27 protein-coding genes, 1 pseudogene and 1 riboswitch are annotated in these 25302 nt (G+C 42.0%); of the genes and pseudogenes, 6 read left to right on the top strand and 22 right to left on the bottom strand.

What is annotated here, in order from left to right; genetic code table 11:
• Positions 1-26: 26 nt before the first annotated feature.
• From flgD to JK635_RS11850, 4 genes are all read right to left on the bottom strand, one after another.
• Entirely contained in the window at positions 27-464 is a 438-nt protein-coding gene (flgD, locus tag JK635_RS11865) for a flagellar hook assembly protein FlgD (protein WP_202654138.1), read from the bottom strand.
• A 16-nt stretch (positions 465-480) separates the two neighbouring features.
• On the bottom strand, positions 481-2037 hold the full coding sequence (locus tag JK635_RS11860; protein WP_202654137.1) for a flagellar hook-length control protein FliK: 1557 nt from the start codon (positions 2035-2037) through the stop codon (positions 481-483).
• Between the two features lie 177 nt (positions 2038-2214).
• Positions 2215-3255 carry a protein-glutamate methylesterase/protein-glutamine glutaminase gene (locus JK635_RS11855; protein ID WP_202654136.1) on the bottom strand — a complete coding sequence of 347 codons (1041 nt, stop codon included), beginning with the start codon at positions 3253-3255 and terminating at the stop codon, positions 2215-2217.
• Positions 3227-4066, bottom strand: coding sequence for a CheR family methyltransferase (locus JK635_RS11850; RefSeq protein WP_202654135.1), 840 nt, complete (start codon positions 4064-4066; stop codon positions 3227-3229). The genes JK635_RS11855 and JK635_RS11850 overlap by 29 nt, the downstream gene beginning before the upstream one ends.
• 262 nt (positions 4067-4328) lie before the next feature.
• Between JK635_RS11850 and motA the strand changes: the two genes are divergently transcribed.
• Positions 4329-5126, top strand: a complete 798-nt coding sequence (gene motA / locus JK635_RS11845) for a flagellar motor stator protein MotA (protein ID WP_202654134.1) — start codon at positions 4329-4331, stop codon at positions 5124-5126.
• Positions 5110-5862, top strand: a complete 753-nt coding sequence (locus JK635_RS11840; protein ID WP_202654133.1) for an OmpA family protein — start codon at positions 5110-5112, stop codon at positions 5860-5862. Before motA ends, JK635_RS11840 begins: the two co-directional genes overlap by 17 nt.
• A 47-nt stretch (positions 5863-5909) precedes the next feature.
• On the opposite strand, the pseudogene JK635_RS24715 reads toward JK635_RS11840, so the two are convergent.
• Positions 5910-6102 (bottom strand): annotated as a pseudogene (locus JK635_RS24715) (hypothetical protein); the annotation flags it as partial.
• Between the two features lie 162 nt (positions 6103-6264).
• Here JK635_RS24715 and JK635_RS11835 point away from each other — a divergent pair.
• On the top strand, positions 6265-6417 hold the full coding sequence (locus JK635_RS11835; RefSeq protein WP_202654132.1) for a YpzG family protein: 153 nt from the start codon (positions 6265-6267) through the stop codon (positions 6415-6417).
• 133 nt (positions 6418-6550) lie between these two features.
• On the top strand, positions 6551-7090 hold the full coding sequence (locus tag JK635_RS11830; RefSeq protein WP_235888030.1) for a GNAT family N-acetyltransferase: 540 nt from the start codon (positions 6551-6553) through the stop codon (positions 7088-7090).
• Here the strand turns inward: JK635_RS11830 and JK635_RS11825 are convergent.
• From JK635_RS11825 to JK635_RS11815, 3 genes are read right to left on the bottom strand one after another with little or no spacing between them, the layout of a single operon-like run.
• On the bottom strand, positions 7087-8196 hold the full coding sequence (locus JK635_RS11825; RefSeq protein WP_368857089.1) for a GerAB/ArcD/ProY family transporter: 1110 nt from the start codon (positions 8194-8196) through the stop codon (positions 7087-7089). The genes JK635_RS11830 and JK635_RS11825 overlap by 4 nt on opposite strands.
• A 31-nt stretch (positions 8197-8227) precedes the next feature.
• Entirely contained in the window at positions 8228-9445 is a 1218-nt protein-coding gene (locus JK635_RS11820) for a Ger(x)C family spore germination protein (protein WP_202654131.1), read from the bottom strand.
• On the bottom strand, positions 9442-11058 hold the full coding sequence (locus JK635_RS11815) for a spore germination protein (RefSeq protein WP_202654130.1): 1617 nt from the start codon (positions 11056-11058) through the stop codon (positions 9442-9444). Before JK635_RS11815 ends, JK635_RS11820 begins: the two co-directional genes overlap by 4 nt.
• Before the next feature lie 149 nt (positions 11059-11207).
• Here JK635_RS11815 and JK635_RS11810 point away from each other — a divergent pair, with 149 nt between their 5' ends.
• Positions 11208-11429: a YczF family membrane protein gene (locus JK635_RS11810; protein WP_202654129.1), complete on the top strand. Its 222-nt coding sequence runs from the start codon at positions 11208-11210 to the stop codon at positions 11427-11429.
• Positions 11430-11439: 10 nt separating this feature from the next.
• Here the strand turns inward: JK635_RS11810 and JK635_RS11805 are convergent, their stop codons facing one another.
• The 3 genes from JK635_RS11805 to JK635_RS11795 form a co-directional block, all read right to left on the bottom strand.
• Positions 11440-11655 carry a hypothetical protein gene (locus JK635_RS11805; protein ID WP_202654128.1) on the bottom strand — a complete coding sequence of 72 codons (216 nt, stop codon included), beginning with the start codon at positions 11653-11655 and terminating at the stop codon, positions 11440-11442.
• Between the two features lie 139 nt (positions 11656-11794).
• On the bottom strand, positions 11795-13141 hold the full coding sequence (locus tag JK635_RS11800; RefSeq protein ID WP_202654127.1) for an ABC transporter permease: 1347 nt from the start codon (positions 13139-13141) through the stop codon (positions 11795-11797).
• A complete protein-coding gene (locus JK635_RS11795; protein ID WP_202654126.1) occupies positions 13138-13830 on the bottom strand; it encodes an ABC transporter ATP-binding protein in 693 nt (230 codons plus the stop codon). Before JK635_RS11795 ends, JK635_RS11800 begins: the two co-directional genes overlap by 4 nt.
• Before the next feature lie 184 nt (positions 13831-14014).
• Between JK635_RS11795 and JK635_RS11790 the strand changes: the two genes are divergently transcribed.
• Positions 14015-16117 (top strand): transglycosylase domain-containing protein, encoded by a 2103-nt coding sequence (locus JK635_RS11790; RefSeq protein ID WP_202654125.1) that lies wholly within the window; start codon positions 14015-14017, stop codon positions 16115-16117.
• A gap of 55 nt (positions 16118-16172) precedes the next feature.
• Here JK635_RS11790 and JK635_RS11785 read toward each other — a convergent pair whose 3' ends face one another.
• The 11 genes from JK635_RS11785 to JK635_RS11735 all read right to left on the bottom strand — a co-directional run bounded on the left by JK635_RS11785 (position 16173) and on the right by JK635_RS11735 (position 25225).
• Positions 16173-16889: a serpin family protein gene (locus tag JK635_RS11785; protein WP_202654124.1), complete on the bottom strand. Its 717-nt coding sequence runs from the start codon at positions 16887-16889 to the stop codon at positions 16173-16175.
• Entirely contained in the window at positions 16886-17392 is a 507-nt protein-coding gene (locus JK635_RS11780; protein ID WP_202654123.1) for an ECF transporter S component, read from the bottom strand. Before JK635_RS11780 ends, JK635_RS11785 begins: the two co-directional genes overlap by 4 nt.
• A 33-nt stretch (positions 17393-17425) precedes the next feature.
• Positions 17426-17851: a bifunctional adenosylcobinamide kinase/adenosylcobinamide-phosphate guanylyltransferase gene (locus JK635_RS11775; RefSeq protein ID WP_202654122.1), complete on the bottom strand. Its 426-nt coding sequence runs from the start codon at positions 17849-17851 to the stop codon at positions 17426-17428.
• Positions 17803-18414 carry a histidine phosphatase family protein gene (locus JK635_RS11770; RefSeq protein ID WP_202654121.1) on the bottom strand — a complete coding sequence of 204 codons (612 nt, stop codon included), beginning with the start codon at positions 18412-18414 and terminating at the stop codon, positions 17803-17805. Before JK635_RS11770 ends, JK635_RS11775 begins: the two co-directional genes overlap by 49 nt.
• On the bottom strand, positions 18372-19139 hold the full coding sequence (gene cobS, locus JK635_RS11765) for an adenosylcobinamide-GDP ribazoletransferase (protein ID WP_202654346.1): 768 nt from the start codon (positions 19137-19139) through the stop codon (positions 18372-18374). Before cobS ends, JK635_RS11770 begins: the two co-directional genes overlap by 43 nt.
• Before the next feature lie 111 nt (positions 19140-19250).
• Positions 19251-19838 carry a bifunctional adenosylcobinamide kinase/adenosylcobinamide-phosphate guanylyltransferase gene (locus JK635_RS11760; protein ID WP_202654120.1) on the bottom strand — a complete coding sequence of 196 codons (588 nt, stop codon included), beginning with the start codon at positions 19836-19838 and terminating at the stop codon, positions 19251-19253.
• On the bottom strand, positions 19819-20778 hold the full coding sequence (gene cbiB / locus JK635_RS11755; protein WP_202654119.1) for an adenosylcobinamide-phosphate synthase CbiB: 960 nt from the start codon (positions 20776-20778) through the stop codon (positions 19819-19821). The genes JK635_RS11760 and cbiB overlap by 20 nt, the downstream gene beginning before the upstream one ends.
• Entirely contained in the window at positions 20760-22241 is a 1482-nt protein-coding gene (locus tag JK635_RS11750) for an adenosylcobinamide amidohydrolase (protein WP_202654345.1), read from the bottom strand. The genes cbiB and JK635_RS11750 overlap by 19 nt, the downstream gene beginning before the upstream one ends.
• Positions 22234-23307 (bottom strand): FecCD family ABC transporter permease, encoded by a 1074-nt coding sequence (locus JK635_RS11745; RefSeq protein WP_202654118.1) that lies wholly within the window; start codon positions 23305-23307, stop codon positions 22234-22236. The genes JK635_RS11750 and JK635_RS11745 overlap by 8 nt, the downstream gene beginning before the upstream one ends.
• Positions 23273-24238 (bottom strand): ABC transporter substrate-binding protein, encoded by a 966-nt coding sequence (locus JK635_RS11740; protein ID WP_202654117.1) that lies wholly within the window; start codon positions 24236-24238, stop codon positions 23273-23275. Before JK635_RS11740 ends, JK635_RS11745 begins: the two co-directional genes overlap by 35 nt.
• A 187-nt stretch (positions 24239-24425) precedes the next feature.
• Positions 24426-24619: riboswitch (cobalamin riboswitch) on the bottom strand.
• A gap of 141 nt (positions 24620-24760) precedes the next feature.
• Positions 24761-25225, bottom strand: a complete 465-nt coding sequence (locus JK635_RS11735) for a GyrI-like domain-containing protein (protein ID WP_202654116.1) — start codon at positions 25223-25225, stop codon at positions 24761-24763.
• Positions 25226-25302 lie beyond the last annotated feature (77 nt).

The raw sequence follows: 25302 nt of genomic DNA, 5'->3' as shown, positions 1-25302 counted from the left end.
TCATTCTTTAGGATTTTGGTTGAGTTTTATTTGGAATCCGTTGGTATTTGCTTGATTTCAATGACCTTGTCCATGGGGATTTTTTCATTTCCCACCTTATAGTAATAGCTGCTATTTTCTGCAGAAACGCCTTCTACAACACCGTTCTTCGTCGTACCGGAAGCTTGGTCCGTCCAGCTGATTTCCTTACCGATGACCGAAGCATACTGGCTCAGCTGGCGCGAAGAAAACTGTTCAAACGCTTTATTTAGATTGGTCATTTGTTCAAGTGAACTGAAGGTAGCCATTTGGGCAATAAAATCCTTATCCTGCAACGGATTAGTCGGATCCTGGTTTGACAACTGCGTTACAAGAATTTTGAGAAAGTCATCCTTGCCTAACGAACTTTGTTGTTCATAAGGCTTCACGTTATTAAAAACTGAGTTAGTCTTTGTTTGACTTGTGATATCCACCCAATTACTCATTCACACCGTCTCCTTCCTAGGCAGTGAAATCAATGTTGGAACTGGTTCTCTGAACAGCTCCTTGATATGTCGTCAAAGGTGTGTCCATGTCGATTTCCATTTGTCCGTTTTCCTTAGGCTTTTTAGCGTCATTTTTGGCTGATTGCCCGGAACGATGCTCCGGAGACGAGTGAAAGCCGCCTTGTGAAAATGATTGGTTAAGTTGTGCTTGATTTGGTATTCCAGCCGGCTGCTGAATGACTTCCAGTTTTTGCAGCATCAATCCCTGCTGCTGTAATGCCTGTTTCAAAGTATGAAGTTGACCGCTCAAGATTTCTTTGGCCTGTATCGTGTCTGTTATGATTTGGGCTGAAACCTGGCCACCCGTGGTGGTAAGTTTGACCTCCATCTGGCCCAAATGCTCAGGAGATAATAGGAATTTAACTTCTTTAGCTGTATTTTGTCCTTGAGAACTTCCAATATTTTTAGCAATCCAGCTGCTTACCTCCGGAGTAAAATCATGAATCGATAAAACAGGACGAGGCTGCCCGCTCATCGACTTATGATTTAAGCCCAGGGTCTGTGAATGCAGTGTACCTTGATTAACCGGTCCGTTCATTTCAGCAGTATTATCTGCCTGATTACTGCTTAATGTTGGTTCTAAAAACGGGGCTGACGGATGGTCAACAATTTCGATTTTTTTCACTACTAAGCCGCTTTGCTGAACGGCTTGTTCCAGACGTTGCAGCTGACTTTGCAGCATTTCCTTTGCTGAGGCTGGATCCGCTGTAAGTTCCAGTGCAGCCGGTCCTGGCAGTGAACTGATTTCAATGTTGATCTTTCCGATACTTTTCAAATCAGCCAAAACAGTTAAGCTGTTCTTCTCATTTGCCCCATTGACCGATCTTAAATTTTGACTTATCAAATCACTGAGTTGTGCAACAAATTCAGGAAAAGAATCAACAGCCAGTTGAACCCGATTCTGATCAAAATCTCCCTTGCCCGCTTCCTGAATGTTTTGAGTTACATTTTTGTTCAGAAGTTCTGCAAAAATATCTTCTTTGTTGGTATTTTCGATACCTGCTTGAGGCTTATCCAGACCATCACCGGTTTTATTCTCTGCTGCTAAATCGGTGATTGAAAGCGATGTCTTTGAGAGGTCGGCAGCTTCTCCTTGAGTATGTACCACTTGCAACCAATCATTGCTGTTTTCCATCGTACCTTGGCCAAGCATTCCCTCTTCCGGTACCGCAGGTTCTGCTTTATTTGAATCACCGACGATCATTGGCGCCAAAGGCTGGCCTTGATAAAATGGGACCGCCAAGACGGTTAAATCAGAATTGGTTTGATCGTCTCCATCCGAACTAAGTTTTAGTAAATCCAGTGGGTTTTCATTGGATTTCCTTAATGACTTGTTTGCTGCTTCTCCTGCCTGCTGGACTTCTGTTCCGGATGTTTGACTAGGATTATTAAACATCGCTAGTATCTGATTAAAAGGAATTGTTGGTGCCTCAGTTAGTATGTTTGACTTTTGTTTTCCACCATCAGATTGCTTTGTTTGATTTATTTTGATTGAGATTTGAACGGCGTCCAAACAATTTACCTCCTTATTCTTGGGAAAACTAGCTTAATTCCATTACATTATAAACGAAATACCATTTACAGTCATTATATTTTTTATAATTCGACATAATTCGGTTTCCGTTTTTAGCAAAAATTCGACTTTTTGATTATACTAAAAAGAGGTAATGTATAAAACACTACCCCTTACTTATAAAAATGTAATGATTTTGTGGTACATTTTTGTAATCTCATATTGACCGTCTGCATAGCCGGCTTCAAAAACCGCTTTTGGCATGCCGTAAACAACACATGATTCTTCAGCCTCAACTAGCACCGTTCCGTGGTGCTTTTTTACTAAGCCGCATCCCTGCATCCCATCCGCGCCCATTCCCGTTAAAATCACCGCCAATAAACGATCGCCGTAAATCGGGGCAGCAGAACTCAGCGAAATGTCGATCGAAGGCTTATATAGTGCCTGCTCATCTGATTGGTTGTCTATATCCAGCTTGATCGAACCATTATCACTCTTTTTAAAGCGGGTTTGATAGCCCGATGGTGCAATATAGATGGTCCCGGGCTTTATTTCTATCCCGTTTTCGGCCTCTCTCACATTCAAATTGCATAAGGTGTTAAACCGATCAGCCAATGGTTTGGTAAAACTTGGCGGCATATGCTGAGCGACTACAATCGGAATTGGAAAATCCGCCGGAAAACATGGCAGGATTTTTTGTAATGCTCCAGGACCACCAGTAGAGCATCCGATAAAAACAAGTTCTATTTTACGAGGTTTGAGTTTTCGTTCTTTTTTCTCCCGTGGCTGTTGAGTCACTGTAACATTTGGCAGTCTGCCTTTTACGATCCCTTTTAAGCGCTGAATAAAATCATGATGGGCATGCTCATGTTCGTCCGGGTTCTTTAATAAATGATCCTTTAAAAAGAAATCAACCGCCCCCAGCTCAAGAGCCTGTAATGTTACTTCGGCCCCTTCACCAGTATGAGAACTAATCATGACAACCGGAACGGGTGATTTTTTCATTATTTCCTTTAACGCTGCTAATCCATCCATTTCCGGCATTTCAACATCCATTGTTACTAGGTCAGGCTTTAACCGTTGCACTTTCTCGATTGCTTCCATTCCATTGCGTGCAATGCCGACAACAGTAAATTGGGGATCTTCCTCCAGCAATTGGCTAACAGCCCTTCTCATAAAGGCGGAGTCATCAACTACTAATACACCGTACTGTTTCATCCTGATCTGGTTCCTTTCGATAATAAAAAGTTCTAGCTGCATCCACTTTTTGAAACCCTAAATTCAAGTCAGTTATGGATTCGGCATGGCCCAGAAACAAATAACCGCCCTTTGCTAAATTGCGATGAAGGCCGCGAATCACTTTCTTGATTGTTTCTTGATCAAAATAAATCAAAACATTTCGGCAGAAGATAATATCTACTTCGCCCAGTTGACCCATTTTATTGTCGTTTAACAGATTAAGCTCCTGAAAACGGACCATTTTTTTAATAAATGACTTTACTTGATAACCTCCGTTTTCAATATCAAAATATTTTTTTAAGAGATTTTCCGGGATTCTTCGAAATGCAAATGAGGTTAATGGATACCAACCTTGTTCGGCTTTTTGAATAACTTTTTTATTGATATCCGTTCCTATTATCTCAATTGTCCCGAGAGGAAACAAGCCTGTTTCGTAAATCAGCATGGCCAGTGTATAAGGTTCTTCCCCGGTGGAACAAGCTGCGCTCCAAATTCTCAGCGGCCGGTTTCTGATTATTTTTTTCAATTCTGGCAGGATGGTCGTGCAGCATTCCACTAATTGATTTTCTTCCCGGTAAAAATAGGTTTCATTAATCGTTAAGATCTCTACAACAACATCCCATTCCGTAGGATTTCTTTGGATGTACAGGCAATAGTTGTCATAGGTAAGTCCCAGTTCTGAAACCCGTTTGGAAATTTTTTCTTTCAGTGAGGGAAGCCGATCCTTGTAATTCAGTCCGCAATAGTCATAAATCATTTGGCTTAATCTCACTAGTCCATAATCTAACATATTATCACCTTTATACTTCCCCTTCGCGTTTTTCTAGACTTCTAAATTACTAGATTTTGACTAAAGATTTTCGATAATGTTTTTCTTCTGATTCTATCAGCCTATATTATACTGTATCACTTGCTTCTTTTCATTTATATTTTTGAAAAAATTTTATATTTCCGTAAAAGACAATCGAAAATTTTTTCAAAAAAGCTTATTGTCGAATCATGCCTATTTGACGTACAATATCTATATATCTATTGTCTAGAAGGAGAAAGAAATGTCGAGTATTTTAGGGATTATAGTGGCATTACTGGCAATTGGAATTGGGATGGTCATGAAGGGCGCCTCCCTTACGGCACTGGTAAATCCTGCTGCTTTTTTGATTATTTTTGGCGGTACAGCTGCTTCAATTATGATTGCATTCCCGTTTAGTGAATTAAAAAAGTTTCCGGTTCTTTTAAAAATTGTGTTTTTTGAACCGAAACTGCCTTCCAAGGCCGAGCAGATTTCTTCCTTCATTGAATGTGCAGGCATTGCCAAACGGGAAGGAATCCTGGCTCTTGAAGAAATGACGAATAATATTAAGGATCCATTTTTAAAAAAGGGATATGAAATGATTATCGATGGCTATGAATATGACTTTATTGAAGAAGTTTTAATGGATGAAGTTGACGCAATTGATAAACGTCATAAAACCGGTGCCTTAATCTTTACCCAAGCAGGGACTTATGCCCCGACGCTGGGGGTTTTGGGAGCGGTTATCGGTCTTGTCGCCTCCCTAGGGAATTTAAATGATGTCGATAAATTGGGACATTCCATTTCCGCTGCCTTTATCGCTACCTTGTTAGGGATTTTTTCCGGATATGTTCTCTGGCACCCGATTGCCAACAAACTAAAACGGATTTCCAAAAAGGAACAGGAATTAAAATTATTAATGATTGAAGGATTATTGGCCATTTCTCAAGGGCTATCGCCTAGTGCGATTGAAAAGAAATTAACTGCCCACCTGTCACCGAAAGAACGAATCAAATATGAAAAGAAAAACGAGGAAAAGACCTATGGGAAAACGGCGTAGACAGTTTGAAGAAGAAGATGAGCGTATCAGTGAATCTTGGCTGATCCCTTATGCCGATATCCTTACATTATTGTTAGCTTTATTTATTGTCTTATTTGCATCCAGCGTTATCGATAATCGAAAGTTCATGTCCATTATGGAAGCCTTCAAATCAGAACTGACGGGCACAAGAATTGATGATACTAACGTCGGGCTCACGGTTAACATCCCAAAGAATCCAATTTCAGAGAAAAATTTGAATCAGCAAAAAGCAAAGCCGGCACCTGCTTTGACGAAAGAAGATCGTGAGCTTTTGGATCTGAAGAATAGACTGCAAAACTTCATCGATCGTAATCATTTACAGGCAAATGTCACCATTCAAGACACAAAACGGGGTGTCGAGATCACCTTTAAAGAGGTCGTCTTGTTTGACCCTGGGAAAGCGGATTTAAAAAAGAGTTCTTATAACACATTAAATTCCTTTGTCAAACTGATTAAAACCATGTCGAATCCAATCAGTATCGAAGGACATACAGATAATGTTCCGATCCAGAATCCGAAATATCCATCTAACTGGGAGCTTTCTTCGGCAAGAGCAGTCAGTGTGCTTCATTATTTCGAATCACATAAAATCGCTAAAAGCCGGCTGCAGTTTGTCGGTTATGGAGAATACAAACCAATCTATAAGAATGACACACCAGCACATAGAAAAGCGAACCGCAGAGTAAATGTCGTTATTTTAAGAAGTAATCAATAAACCTGAAAAAGGCCTGCTTATCAAATTAACGAGCAGGCCTTTTTATATCAGATGAAGGGTCTCTGCCGTAGGACACCTTTCCTCGAAAACCTGTTAAATAATTTCTCATTAGCGAAAAAAGCGACGGCATTGGCTATATCGATCGGCCGGCTTACCGCTCCTTCCAGCGGGAAATACGGCAACTTTTGCCTGAACCAATTGCTTTAATGAAATTCCAGTTCTTTCAGCCGTTGCCTTTGTCGTCTTTATTTATCATATTTGCAAATTTCAGAAATTACAAGTCCTTTGTTAATAAAAGGTACTGTTTTCTATTTGACTAATATTTATTGTTATGACAAAAGATAAGAATGATATTCAACTTGAATATCATCGTTTCACAAAATCTACACTTGAGGTGATTTGATGAGCTACAGAGAGCGTTTAGATTCCCAATCGGAGCTATTTCACCACACATGGACAAGGCCAAAACGGCAGAAGTCACAGGTAAATGGCCAAACGCAATTGACGCAAAATACAATCATCTTAAGGAGTAATGCCAAGGCCCATCGCTGGTAAAGGGCGGTAGCGAAACGATTGATAGAAGAAGGCTTCGCTTGCTTCTAATTAGAAGAAAAAACCTTTTCCCATCTACCAGGGAGAAGGTTTTTTCCGTTTTTCGATATTGATTTTATTCAACTCGGAGTTTATCATGAAAGCTAGTAAAAAGACTTGTTTAGGGAATGAGGATGGAAAAATGTACACAGTTAGAGATGCTAAGCTAAATGATCTAGCGGAGATCGTCGCGATATACAATACAACGATCGCCGGCAGAATGGTGACGGCCGATCTGGAACCTGTCAGTGTGGAAAGCAGAATCCCTTGGTTTCATGAGCATTCCCCTTCCTTTCGCCCATTATGGGTCATGGAAGATCATGGAGTGATATGCGGCTGGCTCAGCTTTCAATCGTTTTATGGAAGACCAGCCTACAATGGCACTGCTGAAATCAGCATATACCTTCACGAAGACTATCGCGGTAAAGGATTGGGCCGTACCTTCATGGAAAAAGCGATTGACACCTGTCCTCAGCTGCAAATCAAAACATTGCTAGGGTTTATTTTTTCCCATAACCAGCCAAGTCTAAAGCTTTTTTCGAGCTTTGGTTTTGAAAAATGGGCCCATCTCCCTAAGGTTGCAGAACTAGATGGAATTGAGCGTGACCTGCTTATTCTCGGGAAACGAGTCTCCTAAGAATTAGTTTGGGCGGGGGGCTTTTTTGTTTGTTTACTATGCTTTCGGATCAGACCGATCACTAAAAGCAAACTGGGAATAATAATTTGCATCGGCCAATGGAGATAGATTGGAACAATTTTCAGGCCCTCTTTTATATGTTCAGTATAGTTGACAGCAATCATCATCGAGGATACCAAGACGATAACGCCAATCGGAAAGGTTATTTTTCGGTAATCTTTAAAATTGAATATATCCGCTGTTCCAATCACCGCAGCATAATAAAAAATGGTCGTTTTCATAAACCCGCTAATCATTAAATAAACCATGAACAAGACATCGAGACGCTCAATAAAATTGGCCAGCTTAATTTTACTAATCGTTGATAGCAGCGGATAAGGTGAGCGGATAAATAAATCAATCCCCAGAGTTGCGATATTAATGACGGCAGCTATCGCCAAGTTTATCCCGCTGAGGACGATGCCCCAGATGCAAACTTGTTTCACCTTTTTCTGCTGATTTAAATAGGGTAGAAGCACAGTAAAGACAACCATTTCTCCAAATGGAAAGGTAATGCTGCCTTTAAGAACAGTTTTAATGATCGGAATCCAGCCATTTGCCAGCATCGGGCGTAAATATTCCATATGAATAAGCTTGGAAATAATAATAAGCGTAAATCCAACTACAGCCAGTATGTATACGACCACAAAAAACAATTCCCCAACCCTGGCGATTACTTCAAAACCCTTTTGAATCGCATAGGCACAAATGATCATTGATAAGGTCAACAAAACAAACAGAGGCGTATTCGTATAGATGGTCGAGGTTAATAATTCTCCAAAGTCTCTTAAAACTCTTGCAGCCAGATAGGTAAAATAAAGGATATATAAATATCCAAGTATCCGGCCTATCCATTTACCGACAATTTCTTGGAGATAACTTGTTAAAGGGAGATCCGGATACATTTTATACAAATGATAGTAAATGAAGAAGAGTAATACCCCTAATGCAGTCGCCATTAATAATCCGATCCATGCATCCTGCTTCAGAGAAAGTGGAAAGCCAACCAGCATCGCACTGCCCATCTCAAATAACACGACTAACACAAATAGTTGTTTCGCGTTAATTCTTGCCCTTTCGATTGCACCTCCCTCCTTTTTATTTTTCAGTGTCGTTCCAAAATGGATTTCCCTTTAAACCTGATTCACGATAATAAGCGTTTACGTTGACGTGAAAATCCATCACGGCAAACATACTGTTCCAATCCGTTTTGAAATTCTTCCACTGTTGCGGATTACTGCGGTACATTTGTTCGCCAAACCCAAATATATCGGATTTATATTTTTGGGCAGTGCGAATCGATGATACTACTTCTTTCTTGATTTGTGCCGCTGCTTTTTTCTCCAGTTTCTCGATTTGACCTGGATCATTGATATTGTATTTAGTATTTATTTCACTAAGTCTGAAAATAGACATTATGTTAATGTTGGCAACCGGCTGTCCATTTTTTACGGTTATCGCGGTTTTGACCTTTGATTTAAAGGGGATGATACTGACTGCGTTATTTTCCCCTTTAATTCCAAAGTTTATATATGTTTCCTTCATTTTGTTAAAAAGCCAAACCGCGCCTCGGGCGCTTTCCCCTTCAAGATACCCCACTAATTTTCCTTCTTTAAAAACGGCAATTCCATCCGCTTTCAGCACCGCGGGAGGGCGCGTATATTTAATGTTGTCCTGCGAGATTCCTTTTTTGGGATTACCTTTCATCGTATACACACTAGCCACAGCCTCTTTTCCTGGATTGGTTATATTTAACATGATATCATCAACCGTCACTTGAATACTTTCGCCTAATACTGATTCCGCCACTTCTAGAGTCTTGATTATTTTATTCATTGGGATCTTATCAAGATTGGCAAGTGTAGAAATGAGATCAATCGCTTTATAATCCTTGGCAACGGTGACAAGTGTCGTGGTACGAAATTGTACATCCCTGTCTAATGGGTCCAATAACCTCATGATTCCCTTCCGTGCTACATCCTCATCGATGACAATAATCCCGGTATGAGCAAAATAAAGCCTTCTGGGTATCTGCTTTTTCATTTCTCTGGTAGCTTCGGTTAACGTATTTCCCGAACTATTGTAAACCACAATAGTTGGTCCCTGACCGCCGCCACCACCGGCCATTGTCCCAGAGGCGACATTTGCCGGAATGACCACTTGATAGGAAATATTATAAGCAGCACCACCTGTTCCTTTATCTATACCCATTGCTGTGACAAAGGCTAAATCCGTTAATTCCTTCTGATCCCAGCAGCCACCAAGCAATGGGATCATTGCAAAATACAACCAAAAAACAGCATGCCTTTTGATCATTCCTGATTTCCTTTCCCACTGCCTGGTTTATCGGCTGAACTTTGATTTGGCGGTTCCGGTTTTTGATTCTCTCCTATTCTGATCCTATTGCCTTTGCTAATATATTTCGGTCGATTTTTAAGTGCCCAAAGCGGATAACGAATGAATACATCCTGCTGATCTTCTCCATTAAACGGTGCCAGTGGAGACATATAAGGAACCCCAAAAGACCGCAAGGAACATAAATGGATGGACATTAGCATTAAGCCGACCATGATTCCAAAAAGGCCAATAAATGCGGCCATGATCATCAAGGCAAAACGAAGCAGTCTCGTCGAAATCGCCATGGCAAATACTGGTGTCGAGAAATTAGCGATTGCCGTAATCGATACAACGATGACCATCAGCGGTGAGACGATGCTCGCCTGAACGGCTGCTTGGCCAATAACAAGGGCACCAACGATCGAAACTGCTTGGCCAACGGCCCTAGGCAGACGTAAACCAGCCTCCCGCAAAATCTCAAATGTTATCTCCATAATCAACGCCTCGAAAAAAGCGGGAAACGGCACATTTTCCCTTTGCGCCGCAATTGCTATCACCAGCGTTGTCGGGATCATCTCTTGATGATAGGTTGTGGCAGCGATATATAATGATGGCCCAATCAAAGATATAAAAAAAGCTATAATCCTTAAAAACCGTATACTCGTTGACAAATCGAACCGAGAATAGTAATCATCAGGGGCTTGAAAAAATTGCACAAAAATAGCCGGCACTGTCAGCACATATGGACTTCCGTCTGATACGATGGCGATTCTGCCTTCTAGCAGCTGTGAAGACACGACATCAGGTCTTTCGGTATGGTAGGTAGTTGGAAAGGAAGTAAAGGTTTCATCCTCAATCAACTGTTCGATATAACCGGAGTCAATGACAGCATCAATGTCAATTCGATTTAATCTTGTTTTCACTTCCTGAACAATCTTGTCATCGGCAATTCCCTTAATATACATAATCGCAACATCCGTTTGCGCAACCCTGCCAATTTTCATCGAGTCTATCCAAAGATTGGGGCTTTTGATTCGCCTCCTGATTAAAGCGGTATTCACCCTCAGTGTTTCTGTAAAAGAATCCTTCGGACCACGGATCGATAATTGTTGAGAAGGTTCATCAATCGAACGCTTTTCAAAGCCTTTTGTTTCTCCGCAAATGGCTTTATTGTAGCCGTTGAGGAAAATAATCGTACAACCCGATAATAATAAATCATACAGCTCGTTCCAGTTGGTAATCGTTTTAACTGATCCCAAGGCGATCGTTTTGTTGAGAGCATATTGAAATATGTCAAAATTTTCGTTAGGAATGTTTTTGTCCATCATGGTTTCAACGACAAATTCACTGATCGTCTTCGCATCAACAAGTCCATCAATAAAAACAAGCGCACCTTGATTTTGGCCGATTTTAATTTCCCTTACCACCAGATCTGTACTATTGCCCAGCTCCCGTTTCATCCGTGCGAGATTATCCTGATATTCTCTCTGAATCAACAGTTCAGCAGGAGAGGCAGGATCCTGTTTTTGCCGGTAATTATCATTTTTTTTCCTTGAATGTTTCTTTTTCAACAGTTTGGATAAAATGGACATACAAACCGCCCCACTTTTTAAACAAGCCTTGTTTTGGTTATGTTATCCAAAAGGGCTTCTTTTATCCAAACATCATTTAAATAAGAGGGAATCATGAACAACAGCCTTATTGATTGAAACGATATAGTAAATTTTTCAAAGGAGAGAAGATGGTGAAAAATTTTTTAGTGCTATCTCTTTTAGCTTCCTCCATGTTCGTCCTGATCATCTTATTGGATTTAGCATTAGGGTACAGTCCAAGGGTGATAGTACAGAAACAATTACAGCCCTTTAAAGTAAATGAAATAACAGCAATCGTGATATTGAGCATTTTTGCGGTTGTTTATCTTGTGAAAACCGTTGTTCAGTTTGTAAAAAAGAAACAAAAATGAAAACTCGCCGTTATGGCGAGTCTGTTTCATTGGTTATCGTTTCCTTTGTTTCCTCTAGGCGACTCTTTTCTAATTTTGAGAGCCGAGTTAAGCTTCTTAGAATCCAACCTATCTTTCCTGTTTGCTTTTTTCCGTAAAGGTATCGATTCCAAAAATAGTAGACTAGTTCTTCCAATACTGCTAATAGGATCATTGCCAAAGCGATCATTGAGATCCAATACCACATTTGAGGAACTCTCCTTTTTACAAGGTTATTTCATCCTATTCCAAAGTCCTCAAATGCATGACCATTATTCCCTGCTAAGTTGGTTTTAATCGTTCATCACCCGGACACTGTCTCTGTCCTTGGAACCTGATTTTGCTCTTTACACTTCTCTACGCATTGCTTTTAACACATCGACTCTTGTTGCCCGCTGTGCCGGCCGGTATCCAGAAAGAAGAGTCACCGCAAAGCAAATGACAATACAAATAATTGGCAGGATCAACGGAATGTCACTAAAGGTCAGCCCTGCCGGCAGTTCCTTGCCAAAAGCCTGTTTAATAATCAATGGGATGATAAAATTAACCGCATAACTAATCCCATAGGAGACGGCGGTACCGATACAAGCACCAATTAGACCAATATAGCTGCTCTCAAGCAGGAAGATCTGCTTGATCGTTTTTGGATTTGCCCCAATCGCTTTCATGATGCCGATATCAGGAGATCTCTCGGTCACGGCCATCGTCATCGTATTATAGATTCCAATGGAAGCAATTAATATCGCAATCGTACCGATAAAAATGAGTCCAGCTTTGGCGATCGTAAACATCATATTGACTTCCTTTAATTCATTGACAACAGAATAGGTTGGATAATTTTTATCTTTTAATTGGTCGACAATCTTTTGAACAGCTTCCATATTTTTTGCATAAATTTTTACCTCATCATAATTGTCCTCTTTGACGTTAAGCTTTTCCGGCGGCGAATCATTGGGTCCCAAGAGCATTCCCCGCGGTGTCTTGGTAAAACTCTCAATCTCATTTAGGACTTTTTTGGAAATGAAAACACTTCGGTCCTGCATCCAATCCTTTGTTGGCTTCTTGCCAATTCCGACAACGGTAAGCTTCAGCTTTTTCTCTTCTTCCTTGCCCTTTTTCAATTGTTTCACAGTGAGGGATAATTCTTTACCAAGCAAATTTTCCGGATAACGATACTTTTTCTTTACATGACCCTTGTTATCATACAAATCTTCGACTTCTTCCTTTGTCCCCAGAACGAAAGGAAAATCATAACCTACGACTATTTCATTATCAGCTTTTGGTAAATGTCCGGCTGACAGTTCAAAGCCGGCTTTCACTTCGGAAGGGAAATCGGTCACGTACGTTTCTGTCCCTGCTTGATAACGTCCAATTGAATAAATCCCGTCCTGTTGCAGCATATTCCTTCTGGTTACCGCTTTGACATCTTTTATCTTTTCAAACGTGGCAATATCTTTATCAGTAATTGGGCGAAAGCCGCCATCTTTTAGTTCCTTACCGTGGACGTCAATTTGTGTGACAATCCGCTGTTCAGTTATCTCTTTCACGACCGATTTCTGCAAGCCAAATCCTACTGAGGCAAGAACAATCAGGAAAGCACAGCCCATCGCTGTAGCCAAGATCGTCATGAAGACCCGAGTTTTATTTTTCTTCATATTTTGCCGGACAAAGCGAAATTGATCTCCTAATTTCACGCTAACACTATCCCTTCCACAACCTGGCCATCTCTTAATTCAATTGTCCGATTGCCAATTTCGGCCACCTTCTCATCATGGGTGATAATTAGAAACGTAATCCCCAGATCCCGGTTTAAATCCTTAATAAATTCCAATAATTCCGCTTCCGTTTCACTATCGAGGCTGCCTGTCGGCTCGTCGGCAAGGATGATGGGCGGATTAACAATTAAAGCCCGGGCGATACTGACCCGCTGCTGCTGTCCACCCGAAAGTTCCCCCGGATAGTGATCCTGATAATCCAACAACCCAACTCTTTCCAGCATTTCCTCAGTTTGCTGCCTACGGTTTCGTTCGCTGACTCCTTTTAATAGTAACGGCAGCTCCACATTTTGAAAGGCCGTCATACTAGGTATTAATTGAAAGCTTTGAAAAATAAAGCCGAGATGATGAATCCGGAAATCAGCAAATTTAGCCTCATTTAAGTCGGAAACCTTCACGCCGTTCATCCAGATTTCCCCTTCTTTAGGACGAATAAACCCACTAATGAGGTTGAGCAGCGTCGATTTTCCCGAACCGCTGCGGCCGACAATCGTAACGATTTCCCCTTCATTTACGGTAAATGAAATATTTTTTAAAACTGGAATAATCGTTTGTCTTCCTTTCTTCCCAATAACAAATTCATGACTTAAATTTTTAATTGTAATCATGTCTACCTCCTGATTTTTCCTGATACACCCTTTTAGACGATCATAACCGCCATTTCACCTCCAGCTTTTTTGAAAATTTTCCTCAATGCCGTTTTGGTTTTGAAAGATGGTTTTGATTGGTCTTTTTCGTAAAGAAAATTTATAATATAGAAAGCAAAAATCCGTCTTAAGGTAAGGAGATACAATGGAAAAATTACGTCCGATATGGGAATTCATTGTTCGTTTTTGGAAAAAACGACATTTAACACAGATTCTATTATTAATTGTTCTGGTTGTTGTCTTAGTGACCATTCTTTATTTTGCCTGGCTGGCAACACGCGCCAATGTGCAATCATTAAAACAAGGCTTAAGCCAGCCCACGGTCATTTATGATAAAGACGGCGACGTCGCCACCAATGTTGCCACCAACAGAACGAAAGGCGTTAATATCGACAAACTGCCAAAATATATTCCTAATGCCGTTGTGGCCATCGAGGATGAGCGGTTCTACCAACATAATGGGTTTGATATCAAGGGAATGGCCCGTGCCTTTTTCGGAAACTTGTTTGCCGGTAGAATAACCGGCGGCGGCAGTACGATTACCCAGCAGTTGACAAAAAATGCTCTGTTATCACCGGAACGCACGTATAAACGGAAAGCGGAAGAATTATTTTTGGCGGTAAAAATTGAGAAGGTCTATAAAAAGAATGAAATTCTGCAAATGTATTTAAATCAGGTATATTTTGGCGGCGGTGCTTGGGGGATCGCCAATGCTTCAAAGAAATATTTTGATAAAGATATTCAAGATGTGACCATTAGTGAAGCAGCAATGCTAGCCGGCCTATTACACTCGCCAAACTATCTGAACCCTTATAATAACTATGATTTGGCAATGAAGCGCAGAAATGTCGTGCTGGCCAAAATGAAAGAGCTGGGCATGATTACAAATGCGCAATATAAAGAAGCCAAAAGCGAAAAAATCCGCTTAAAAGATGGTGGCGGCAGCTATATTAAACGCAAATATCCATACTATACAGATGCCGTTTTAAATGAGGCCATTTACAAATATGGACTGACCCAGGAGGAAATTTTAACACGCGGGTATCGGATTTACACAGAAATGGACCAAAACCTGCAGGCTGGTCTCGAAAATGTCTTCGCGAATAATTATTTATTCCCACGTGGAATGGGGGGACAAATTGTTCAGGGCGGTGCTGTCCTAATGGATCCTGCTACAGGAGGCGCACGTGCCCTTGTCGGCGGACGCGGTGACCATATATTCCGCGGCTTTAATCGGGCGACACAATTGCGGGCCCAGCCAGGCTCATCGATAAAACCGCTGGTTGTCTATACGGCGGCATTAGAAAATGGCTATAAATATTCGTCGATGCTTGAGGATAAGTCGATGACATTCGGTAAGTACAAGCCGGAAAACTTCTCAAGGACCTACCAAGGAAAGGTGCCGATGTACAAGGCGCTTGAGGAATCACTTAATATTCCGGCCGTTTGGCTGCTTGACCAGGTTGGCCTTAATAAAGGTCTTGCCAAATTGGATAAGTTCGGCATCCCAGTGGAAAAAAACGATAAAAACCTGGCAATTGCCCTCGGCGGCATGAGCAAAGGGGTATCTCCGATGCAAATGGCCAATGCCTTTTCTGTCTTTCCGAATGGCGGCGAACGACAGGAAAGCCATTTGATTACCAAAATTGTTGGACCGACAGGCAATGTGATTGCCGAACGGAAGCCTGTTACCACAAAGGTTACATCAACAAAAGTAGCAAATGAAATGACCTCAATGCTCCTGAATGTCGTGGAATCCGGGACCGGAAGACGGGCCCAAATTCCCGGCATCCAGCTTGCCGGAAAAACAGGCTCAACACAGCTGCCTTTTAGCGGCGTAACAGGAACAAAGGATCAATGGATGGTTGGCTACACCCCTAATCTTGTCGGAGCCATTTGGATTGGCTTCGATCAGACGGACCGCCAGCACTATTTGCCCAGTTCAAGTTCGGCAAACGTGGTGCCGATTTTTCGAGAAATCATGCGGACTTCCTCCGCCTATTTACCCAAGAAAGATTTTGATGTTGTCTCTGTTAATGCCCAGCTTGCCGGAAAAACAAATCAGGCCAACAGTTTTCAGAATCAGGCAAAAAAAATCAGCCAAGAATTAAATAAGAATGCCCAAGAGCTCGGAAACACGATTAAAGAACAAGCGCCAAAATGGAAGAAAGGGTTAGATAAAATAGTCTATACCATTGGCGAAGCTGTCGATTCCGTCGTGGAAAAAGTGAAGCAATTAAGCAAATAGCACGCCCAAAGGCGTGCTATTTCGTTTATTTTACCAAACTTTTTAAAAGATGGAATCAAGCCTCGTTAATGGTTATCGGATGGAGATAGTTTCCCGCAAGCTTTGCAAGTTCTTCAGCCTGTCCATCCCGATATGCAGCGAGAAAACATGTAGCCGGACCGGATGATTTATGCACATCAATAGCGGTTTTGACCCTTTCCGCTGTCAAACCAAGGTCGGGTAACATTTGCTGCAGCTCATAAAGGATCCCTTTGGAGCCGACCGGCCAGGTGATAACTCTATTTAGCTTACTTACCTTTTGAAAAATGGATAAAGGAACGACCTGATCTTCCTGTTCGATCACTTCATGACCAACTAAAGGAATCCCCACAACCGCCAAATTTACCCCCTCAGAATCGATTTCGTTACCTTTTTGAGTCATCCTTTTTCCTACCACCATTAGTCCGATTGCTGATTGGAGTAAGGAAAAGTTACTTTCCGTGCTGCCGGTAATCGAAACATCCTGTAGTCCCAGTTCTTCAAGGCCTTTGTTAATTCCTTTCACCAGTTGCTCCCAAGCTTCATTGCCGCAAAAATTTTGGAGCACAACCGAAATGACCTCGCCGCCGGCACTGATACATTCCATTGCGGCGACACGAAAAGAATAATAGGATACCGTTTCATATGGCACACGAACATGGTCATTTGCTTTCATCCCAATGGCACCGCTATTATCGCTGGCAATAATCAAGGTCGTCTGTTTATCCACGGGAATGGCGAGCGCATTTCTCATCGTCTTGCTTCTCCTTTAGTAAATCCGTGAGCCACAAACGGTACGAGACGCGGGATCAAAATCAGGGCAATCGCAGCATTCAAAATAGAACCAACCGCAAGCGATGGCAACATCGAAATATAAAATGCCTTACTAATAAGAAAAATAAATGGAAACGGAGCTGCAAACGTATTCAAAAGCACAAAAACAACACCCGCCAGAAGCTTATGGTTTTTGCCATACATACCCCCAAACAGCCAGCATAAAATCGCCATTTCTATGGCAATCACAAAGTGCAGCGGTCCTAATGGAAATCCGCCTAATAACGCAGATAATAAATGCCCCAATGCCCCAACGATTGCTCCAGGGACACCGCCCAACAATGCCGCGGCTAATAACGCCGGAAAAGCATCAAGAGCGACACTGCCAATAATTGCTGGAATCTTAATCGAAGCCCCAACCGCAGATAAAGCAATAAACATAGCGATCCAGCTGAGAAATTTCACAGTAAGCTTCTCTTTCATTTTTTGTTCCTCCAAACGAAACGTTGACCGTTTCTATTTAATAGTTTGATTGATACCGCACCAGATGACATCTACCGTTTTTGCCATGATAGCCAAATCCTGATAGGCCCAGCCTGTTACGTCACGCCAGCGCCTGTTTTCCTCTTCCATGGGAACGATCCCTTTTGTGATATCGGTACCAATGATGATTAATTGACGTTGGGAATTTGCTCTTTCCCAGGATTCCCATTGGGCCAATGTGTGCCGCCAAATATCGCGGCAAATGGCAGGATCAGATTGTGATGATAATTCCTTAAGCCACATCTCGATCCCCTCCAAAACGAGCAATTCGCTGTTAATATCAGTTAAATTAGTTGGCAATTGGGCATTTTCATAGGCGGACAGCCAGCAGGCATTCGCAAATCTCTCCTTTACCCATGACCTTTTACCGTTAAAGGCACCTCCTGTAACAAAGTGCATCGTTCACCCCTCCTTAACGCCTGTTTTGAAAAAATGAATTTAAACGCGACATCATGCGGTGTCTTCCAATTCCAAAATTCCTGTTGCTGCGGGGCATAATGAGCTAATAGATATTTAATAACGCCACCATGGGTCATGACCGCACAACTGTGAATACGATTGTTCAGGAGAAACTCAACAATCTTCTTCCAACCGGCTTCAATTCTATCGGCAAACTGCTGAAAAGACTCACCCTTTGGCGGGCTGGAATGATAGGGATTTGACAGCCATTGTTGATACAATCGATTATCATGCAACTGTTCATACGTCCTACCTTGCCATTCACCGAAGTTCATTTCTCTTAGTTCTTGAAGGAGGATGGGTGTCTTATCTGGAAATAATTGTTTTGCCATGGCGATACATCTGCCCAAATCACTGGAAAAATAAGCATCATATTCTTCATGTACCGCGCTCTCTTTCGCCTCCGCCGCTAATGGCGAATCATTCCATCCCAAGTAAGCCCTTCGTTTATTTTCTTCGGTTATACCGTGACGAAATAATGCAATAACCACACGGTCAGCCATAGAATCAACTCCGTCCCTTCCACCGTTGCGCCTAATACATCACCAGTAATCCCGCCAAACCATTTGCCGACCTTTAACCGTGCAAACAAATAACAGGCTGTCGCAGGCACAATTAGGATGGCAGCACGTGGAAACAAAATAGCTGCAGCCAATAAATAAACAGGATAAAGCCACAACGCTTTGGCAGTAGCAGCCTTTTGAAAAAGATACCCGAGACCTTCTGCTCTTGCCGGCCTGACGGTCAGCAGCAGAACACCCATTATGGTTTTACTTAAAAAAGGAATGATAGCAATCAATACATAAGTTAACAAGTGAGGGTTCAAGGTGATCTCATAAATAAACAAAAACCTGCAGCTTAATAGAATCATGACGGAAATAACACCAAAAGCTCCGATTCGCGGGTCCTTCATTATTTCAAGTCTTCTGGCTTGATCCTGATAGGAAAAATAGGCATCGCTGACATCCATCCAGGCATCGAGATGGATGCCACCTGTCAAAATAATCGTTACCAACCATAACAGGAAAGCAGCAGCCAAATGGGAAAAAGGTGTATTTTCAATCAGTATATATAATAGGAAGGAATAGATCATTCCCTGCCCTAATCCAAGCAGTGGAAAAGCTTGAATCGTTCGTTTCAGGTGGTCTTCATCCATCGGAAATTGTTTGCTGATTGGAATCGCTGTAAAAAATTGAACGCCTATCAAAAAGCCTCTGATAAATTTCATCATATCTTGCCTCACTAATCGGTGTTTGGTTCATTCACTAAGGTTACTTGATGTTGTTGCAACGACCACTCCAAGCGAATCTTTTAAGCTGCTCGTAAAGCATTGATCGATTCATTGTCGTACCGCTGATTTCATAATCAGCGGTACCCCTGCCTCAATTAAATAGGCCTGATCAGCAAGCTGAACTAATTGTTGGTGAATTTGCCCCAGCAAGTGCCCATATGTAAAAACAAGTTCGTTCGCAGAATACGGTTCGTATAATACTTCATTGCTGACGACAATCATCGCTTTTGCCCGGTTTTTTATCGCGCAGATCCCGCTGACAATCCTATCTTTTACCGTTGCTAAAAAAGCAGCATCCCAGGCTTGGTTTTTATAAAATAATTCATTATTCAAGAGGGTCGTTACACAATCCAACAGGATAATATCATGATCGTTTACTGACGAAGCAACGTCCCCAATATGGATAGCTTGCTCCAGCGTTTTCCATGGAAGTTCCGCTGTTTCGCGATCTCGTTGATGCTTGGTAATCCTGGCTGCCATTTCGGGATCGGTAGCGATGCCAGTGGCAAGATAGGTAAGCTGCCCGCCTGTTTCTACTGCCACTTTTTCGGCAAGTCTTTCGGCAAAGCTGCTTTTGCCGCTCCTTACTCCGCCAGTGATGAATATTAGTGAAGTATCAGGAAATAAAAAATTCAATGCTGCCACCTCCAAGCCATAATACTAGGATGAATAACAGAGCGGTTTTAGCCAGTATCGCATTTACCTTTAAAATATGATCGGCCTTAATCGGGGATAGTGGTTCCCCCATTTTTGCCCGATCTGACGCGTAACCCTTATAATAATTCTTTCCACCGAGCTGAATACCTAAGATGACGGCAACAGCCGCCTCCAGCCAGCCGCTGTTGGGACTTGGGTGTCTTTTGGCATCACGAAATAAAATCGACCACGCTTTCTTGTAACTCATGCTCTCGGGACGGTTGCCCAGCAGCATGATCATTCCAGTTAAACGGCTGGGAATCCAATTGAGAAGATCATCCCATTTCGCTGACGCCCAACCGAACTCTTTATAGCGCTCATTCATATGTCCCACCATGGAATCACATGTATTAGCCGCCCGGTAAACCATCGCCAGCGGGGCACCGCCAATCAACGCCCAAAATAACGGGGCTGTGACACCATCACTTGTATTTTCCGCAACCGTTTCGATCGCTCCCCTGGCGATTTCCGCTTCGTTCAGGTTGTCTGTATCCCGGCCGACAATATAGGAAAGTTTTTTCCGAGCTTCCGTGAGGTCGCCTGCTGTTAACGGCTGATACACCTCAATTGAGGCCTCCTTTAAGCTTTTTTCGGCAATAGTGGTGGCAATGATGACGGCTTCGACGATCATCCCGACAAGCGGATGGATTGTATAAGCGGCCAAAACCACAGATAAAGTAATGGTAAAACTTATCAATAAAACGCTACCAAGCATGGCTACACCTTTGCTTTTTTTCGCACGGCCCCGATTCCATCGTTTCTCCAAAAATGCAATCAATGTCCCCATCCAGCGGACCGGATGCGGCCAATTTGGAGGGTCACCAATCAGCTTGTCAATAACATAAGCAATCGTAATCGAAATTAGATGATAGCCGAACATGCTTTTTTCCTCTTTTGCGATTTTTGAATGGCTTTTATTGTACACTGATAAACTGCTTTACTAATCATTTTCCCTAAAGGGGTGATCGTTCCGGCAAAATCTAGTGCCATGCCGGTTTGCGTTGCTGCCACAAGAATGCTGTCGGTGGATGTGCCGGTTGCAATCGTTCCCGTCACTTCATCGACTACCTGTAAATCATGCAGTGCCTTCACTTTCGCTTCGGTTGCCGTCATAATACTTTGAATAAACGCTTCCTCGCTCAGGTCACCATTGACAAAAACCCATGTATTAATCGTCCCGGGCACGATTTCAAATGTGTGCAGCTCGCTTTTGGAGGCATCAACGGCATTTCCAACACCGGCGGTCACGACGGCAAAGAGAGAAAAGCCATCAGTTTCGAAAACTTGATATTCGACATCTTCAAGCGTTACGGCAGTCATCATTCCAACTGTTTCAGATGGTTCAAATCCGTTTTTCCGTAGGAAATCGGCCATATCTTGGCGAAAATCACTGCAGTTATAATCTTTATCAACATGACGGTTAACAAAAGCCTGATACCAGCCAGTTCCCGAACCAATCACACCTGAGGACATCGTTCTTAACGGCACAGGGGACTTCAAGAAGATTAATTCATCAGCTTGCTGTAACATACCTTCTTGAATGACAACCAGTTGTGCTGATTTTTGCCGTTCTGGCAGCAGCGCCATTTGTGGGGCGGCCACCTTTGGATGAGGGAATTTATGAATATTTGTTCGATAGACAGCGCGAATGGTTTCTTCTCTTAATACCTCATTAGGTTCGCGATTGACTTTGATAACGCCTTTTTCGAGCAAAAGCAAGCGGTCACAATAAAGACCAGCAAGGTTTAAATCATGGAAAATCGATATTACCGTTAAATGATTCTCGGTTGTCCATTGTTTGAGCAGGTCGAATAATTCCTTTTGGTAGGATAAATCCAGGTGGTTCGTGGGTTCATCTAACAATAAGATTTCCGGTTCCTGGGCCAATGCCTGGGCGAGAAACACCCTTTGTTTTTCACCGCCGGATAGTTCTTGGATGTTTTTGTTTTGTAACGTGGAGACGCCGATATGCTGCATCACTCTTTGAACAACCGCTTCATCCTCGTCCGACCATGTCTGAAACAAGCCTCGTTGGTGAGCATATCGTCCAAGCGAGACGGTTTCCTTTACCGTATAGGAGAAGGATTGCGAAGAATGCTGTGAAAGAACAGCGACCTTTTGCGCCAACTGTTTTGGACTGTATTCTTTGAGCCGTTTGTCATCAATCAAAATCTCTCCTGCTTGAAACGGCAGAATTCCGCTAAGCATTTTCAGCAGGGTTGTTTTACCGCTGCCATTTGGACCGAGGATTCCGAACAGTTCCCCTTTTTCTACTCCGAATGTAATATCTTTTAATACTGCTTTCCCTGAATAACCGCCTGATACATGTTGTACGCTAAGCATCATTTTTACCACTTCTTTCGATTCTTTTTCTCTGCAGTAAAATAACAGCAAACACCGGTGCACCAATTAATGAAGTAATGACGCCAATCGGCAATTCAGTTGGGGAGATAATTGTCCGCGAAACCAGATCAGCCAAGATTAAAAAGCCGCTGCCGATAAAAATCGATAATGGCAGCAAATGTTTATGGTCCGGTCCCCAAATAAGCCTCGTCAAATGTGGAATCACCAAGCCGACAAAACCGATGGTGCCTGACACCGCAACTGCCGCCCCAGTTAAAATCGAACCGGCCGAAAGGACAATTAGCTTTCGTTTTTGAACGTTCACTCCAAGATGGTGGGCCCGTTCTTCGCCAAAAGACATGGCATTAAGTTCCTTGGCATTGAAGATAAGGATGATCGAGCCAATGATAAAAAATGGCAGGATAATTTTAATATATACCCAGCCGCGCATCGAGACGCTGCCAAGTAACCAGCCGATAATTTGCCTCAGTTCATCGCCCGTTAAAGCAATCATCAACGATATCATGGCACCTAAAAACGAGCTAAAAATGATGCCGGTCAGAATGATCGTTTCTACCCGCATCGAGCGTTCAATTTTACGAGCAAACATCAGAACACAAAAAATCGTAATAAAGGAAAATACAATACTGAATAACGGCAAAGTAAAAGCACCAACAAAAGGAATGGTAAGGTTGAAAAATAAGGTGATGACGGCCCCTACCGATGCCCCGGACGAAACGCCTAGTGTATACGGGTCTGCCAACGGGTTTCGGAGCAGCCCTTGAAAGGCCGCCCCTGCAATCGCAAGGGAGGCGCCAACAAGACCCGATAAGATGACTCTCGGCAAACGGATATTCATGACAATGCTTGAATACATCGGATCGATATGTTCCGCTCTGAGCGTGCCAAATAAATTACCGGTGATGATTTTTATAATAATCGGGATTGGAACAGAGACAGTTCCAATGGCAATTCCTAATAAAATGGCAAGCAATAAGAAGATGCCGGCGAGTAAATAGGCTGTTATTTTATTATTTAAAAACTTCCGGATAGACAGCCTTGGCAAGATCCTCTACTCCTTCAATAATTCTTGGTCCTGTACGGGTTACTCGGTCTGAATCAACATCGTATACTTGTTTAGTTTTCACAGCTGTGACATTTTCCCAACCCTTACTCGCTAACACTTGCTGAACCGGATTTTTTACATAGTAACCATATGTTGTCAGAATGACATCCGGATTACGTTTAATCATGGCTTCCTGATCAATCTTCACCCAGCCGTCTTGATCACTTATAATGTTTTCCGCGTTAATCGCTTTTAACATTTCATTCATGAACGTTTTGTTGCCTGGTGAATAAATTTCTGGAGCGGGCGCAACTTCAACTAATACTTTTTTCTTCTCTTTGATTCCCGCTGCCTTTTCTTTGATCTTTGCCAGCTTATCTTTCATACTAGTCACCAGTTTGTCTGCTTTCGTGACTTCACCGGTTGCTTTACCAATCATGGTGATGGAATCAAAAACTTGTTCGAAGTTCTGCGCATCATTGACAACTAAAACGGCAATCCCGGCATCTTTCAATTGTTGAATACCATCTTTAAAATTGAGGGCTGTTGATGCATGTGCCAGCACCAAATCAGGCTTTAGAGAAATAATTTTCTCGACGTTAATTTCTTGACCGCCGATTTTCTCTTTTTTCGTCACTTCTTTTGGATAATTATCAAAATCAGAAACTCCGACAATCTTATCTCCTAGCCCTAAAGCATAGGAGATTTCCGTGTTGCTTGGGATTAAAGAGACAATTTTTTTCGGCTTTTTCTTGATAATAACATCATTTTTTAAACCATCTTTTACGGTCACCGGAAAGGAGACCTGCTCTGTTTTTTGATCATTATTCGCTTTATTGTCTTCTTTGCTTTGTTCTTTGTTTCCGGAACACCCCACAAGAACTCCTATAATCAATATGAATGCAAGTATTAATGAATATAGTTTTTTCATGTCTGTACCCACCTTCTAGTAATTGTGACAAGCGCTATTCGTACCTTACACCCTAATCAAGACTGCGTTTGCATCTCCACAAAAAAACATCCTCCTATCTGTGGAGGATGTTGGTATGATTAGATTCATTTACCAAAAATCAGTAAAAGCAGTCCAGTCTTCCACACCTCCCTATCCTCGTAGGTTTATTGGCGTAAGAAAATAGGCAGGTCTCCTGGCTTATGGTCATCGCTTCCTATGTCTTCCCATCAAATTGACAGTGACATGATATAGGCAGCTCCCATTTACAGTGGCGGGACCGCGTTGGTTTTTCACCAAACTTCCCTTTTAAGCAAAATCTTTTTGAAAGATTTTTTTAGCACCTATTTTTCGAATATTTCCTTGTCAACGTCATTATAGAAAAAGTCTGCTTGTTTGTATATGTTTTTTCGACTTTTTTTTCTTATTCACGTTAAGTTTCTAAATTTCGACACAATCTTTTCGATTCATTTATTCACTGTCTATTTTATATCAAACTCCATGTCAGTTATTTTTATACATCTTAATCGGTAGATAGATTTCAAACTGGAGGTTTCCTGCGGCATTTTGCTGTTTTGGGAAGATTTCAAGACTTAATGCCTGGTGATCCTGTTCATAACCATATTCCTCCATCCAATTGAACAGACGCAGGTATGTATTTTCAACCTCTTCCGGCCCTCCCAGATGGGTGGTGCGAACATAATATTTTCGTGGAATTGAAAATCCAACCATACCTTCTGGGACTTCTTTAACCTCTTCCACAGGTGTGGTTACATAATAGGTAAATTCCGATTCCCTGCTATGAAATGGGGCTATCAGTACCGGATCTTTTGTCTGAAAAGGCACTTCCTCAAGACGCTTCTCCATTATATCGAAAAGACGTGGGATGATTTTGGCTTGCGAATAAGTGCCATTCCATGAAATACCGACTACTTTTAACTCTTCTTTTTCTACTATTCTAAATTCCATTTTAACCTCCTCCTTTATAAAAATCTTATTCCTATTATTCTCTGAATATCCCATAAATTCCTGCAAACATTTTAAAA

This window comes from Neobacillus paridis (assembly GCF_016765675.1).
In the GTDB taxonomy this organism is placed as follows: domain Bacteria; phylum Bacillota; class Bacilli; order Bacillales; family Cytobacillaceae; genus Neobacillus; species Neobacillus paridis.
This window is presented reverse-complemented; position numbering and strand designations above follow the sequence as displayed.

What these genes read in the sequence shown, in the direction of transcription:
- cobS (WP_202654346.1), bottom strand. Translation starts at nt 19,139, where the DNA reads ATGAAATTTATCAGAGGCTTTTTGATAGGCGTTCAATTTTTTACAGCG.
- JK635_RS11805 (WP_202654128.1), bottom strand. Translation starts at nt 11,655, where the DNA reads ATGTGGTATTGGATCTCAATGATCGCTTTGGCAATGATCCTATTAGCA.
- flgD (WP_202654138.1), bottom strand. Translation starts at nt 464, where the DNA reads ATGAGTAATTGGGTGGATATCACAAGTCAAACAAAGACTAACTCAGTT.
- JK635_RS11840 (WP_202654133.1), top strand. Translation starts at nt 5,110, where the DNA reads ATGGGAAAACGGCGTAGACAGTTTGAAGAAGAAGATGAGCGTATCAGT.
- JK635_RS11835 (WP_202654132.1), top strand. Translation starts at nt 6,265, where the DNA reads ATGAGCTACAGAGAGCGTTTAGATTCCCAATCGGAGCTATTTCACCAC.
- JK635_RS11775 (WP_202654122.1), bottom strand. Translation starts at nt 17,851, where the DNA reads ATGCACTTTGTTACAGGAGGTGCCTTTAACGGTAAAAGGTCATGGGTA.
- JK635_RS11795 (WP_202654126.1), bottom strand. Translation starts at nt 13,830, where the DNA reads ATGATTACAATTAAAAATTTAAGTCATGAATTTGTTATTGGGAAGAAA.
- JK635_RS11830 (WP_235888030.1), top strand. Translation starts at nt 6,551, where the DNA reads ATGAAAGCTAGTAAAAAGACTTGTTTAGGGAATGAGGATGGAAAAATG.
- JK635_RS11785 (WP_202654124.1), bottom strand. Translation starts at nt 16,889, where the DNA reads ATGAGAAATGCGCTCGCCATTCCCGTGGATAAACAGACGACCTTGATT.
- JK635_RS11750 (WP_202654345.1), bottom strand. Translation starts at nt 22,241, where the DNA reads ATGCTTAGCGTACAACATGTATCAGGCGGTTATTCAGGGAAAGCAGTA.
- JK635_RS11790 (WP_202654125.1), top strand. Translation starts at nt 14,015, where the DNA reads ATGGAAAAATTACGTCCGATATGGGAATTCATTGTTCGTTTTTGGAAA.
- cbiB (WP_202654119.1), bottom strand. Translation starts at nt 20,778, where the DNA reads ATGTTCGGCTATCATCTAATTTCGATTACGATTGCTTATGTTATTGAC.
- JK635_RS11740 (WP_202654117.1), bottom strand. Translation starts at nt 24,238, where the DNA reads ATGAAAAAACTATATTCATTAATACTTGCATTCATATTGATTATAGGA.
- JK635_RS11780 (WP_202654123.1), bottom strand. Translation starts at nt 17,392, where the DNA reads ATGAAAGAGAAGCTTACTGTGAAATTTCTCAGCTGGATCGCTATGTTT.
- JK635_RS11735 (WP_202654116.1), bottom strand. Translation starts at nt 25,225, where the DNA reads ATGGAATTTAGAATAGTAGAAAAAGAAGAGTTAAAAGTAGTCGGTATT.
- motA (WP_202654134.1), top strand. Translation starts at nt 4,329, where the DNA reads ATGTCGAGTATTTTAGGGATTATAGTGGCATTACTGGCAATTGGAATT.
- JK635_RS11810 (WP_202654129.1), top strand. Translation starts at nt 11,208, where the DNA reads ATGGTGAAAAATTTTTTAGTGCTATCTCTTTTAGCTTCCTCCATGTTC.
- JK635_RS11815 (WP_202654130.1), bottom strand. Translation starts at nt 11,058, where the DNA reads ATGTCCATTTTATCCAAACTGTTGAAAAAGAAACATTCAAGGAAAAAA.
- JK635_RS11770 (WP_202654121.1), bottom strand. Translation starts at nt 18,414, where the DNA reads ATGGCTGACCGTGTGGTTATTGCATTATTTCGTCACGGTATAACCGAA.
- JK635_RS11850 (WP_202654135.1), bottom strand. Translation starts at nt 4,066, where the DNA reads ATGTTAGATTATGGACTAGTGAGATTAAGCCAAATGATTTATGACTAT.
- JK635_RS11820 (WP_202654131.1), bottom strand. Translation starts at nt 9,445, where the DNA reads ATGATCAAAAGGCATGCTGTTTTTTGGTTGTATTTTGCAATGATCCCA.
- JK635_RS11855 (WP_202654136.1), bottom strand. Translation starts at nt 3,255, where the DNA reads ATGAAACAGTACGGTGTATTAGTAGTTGATGACTCCGCCTTTATGAGA.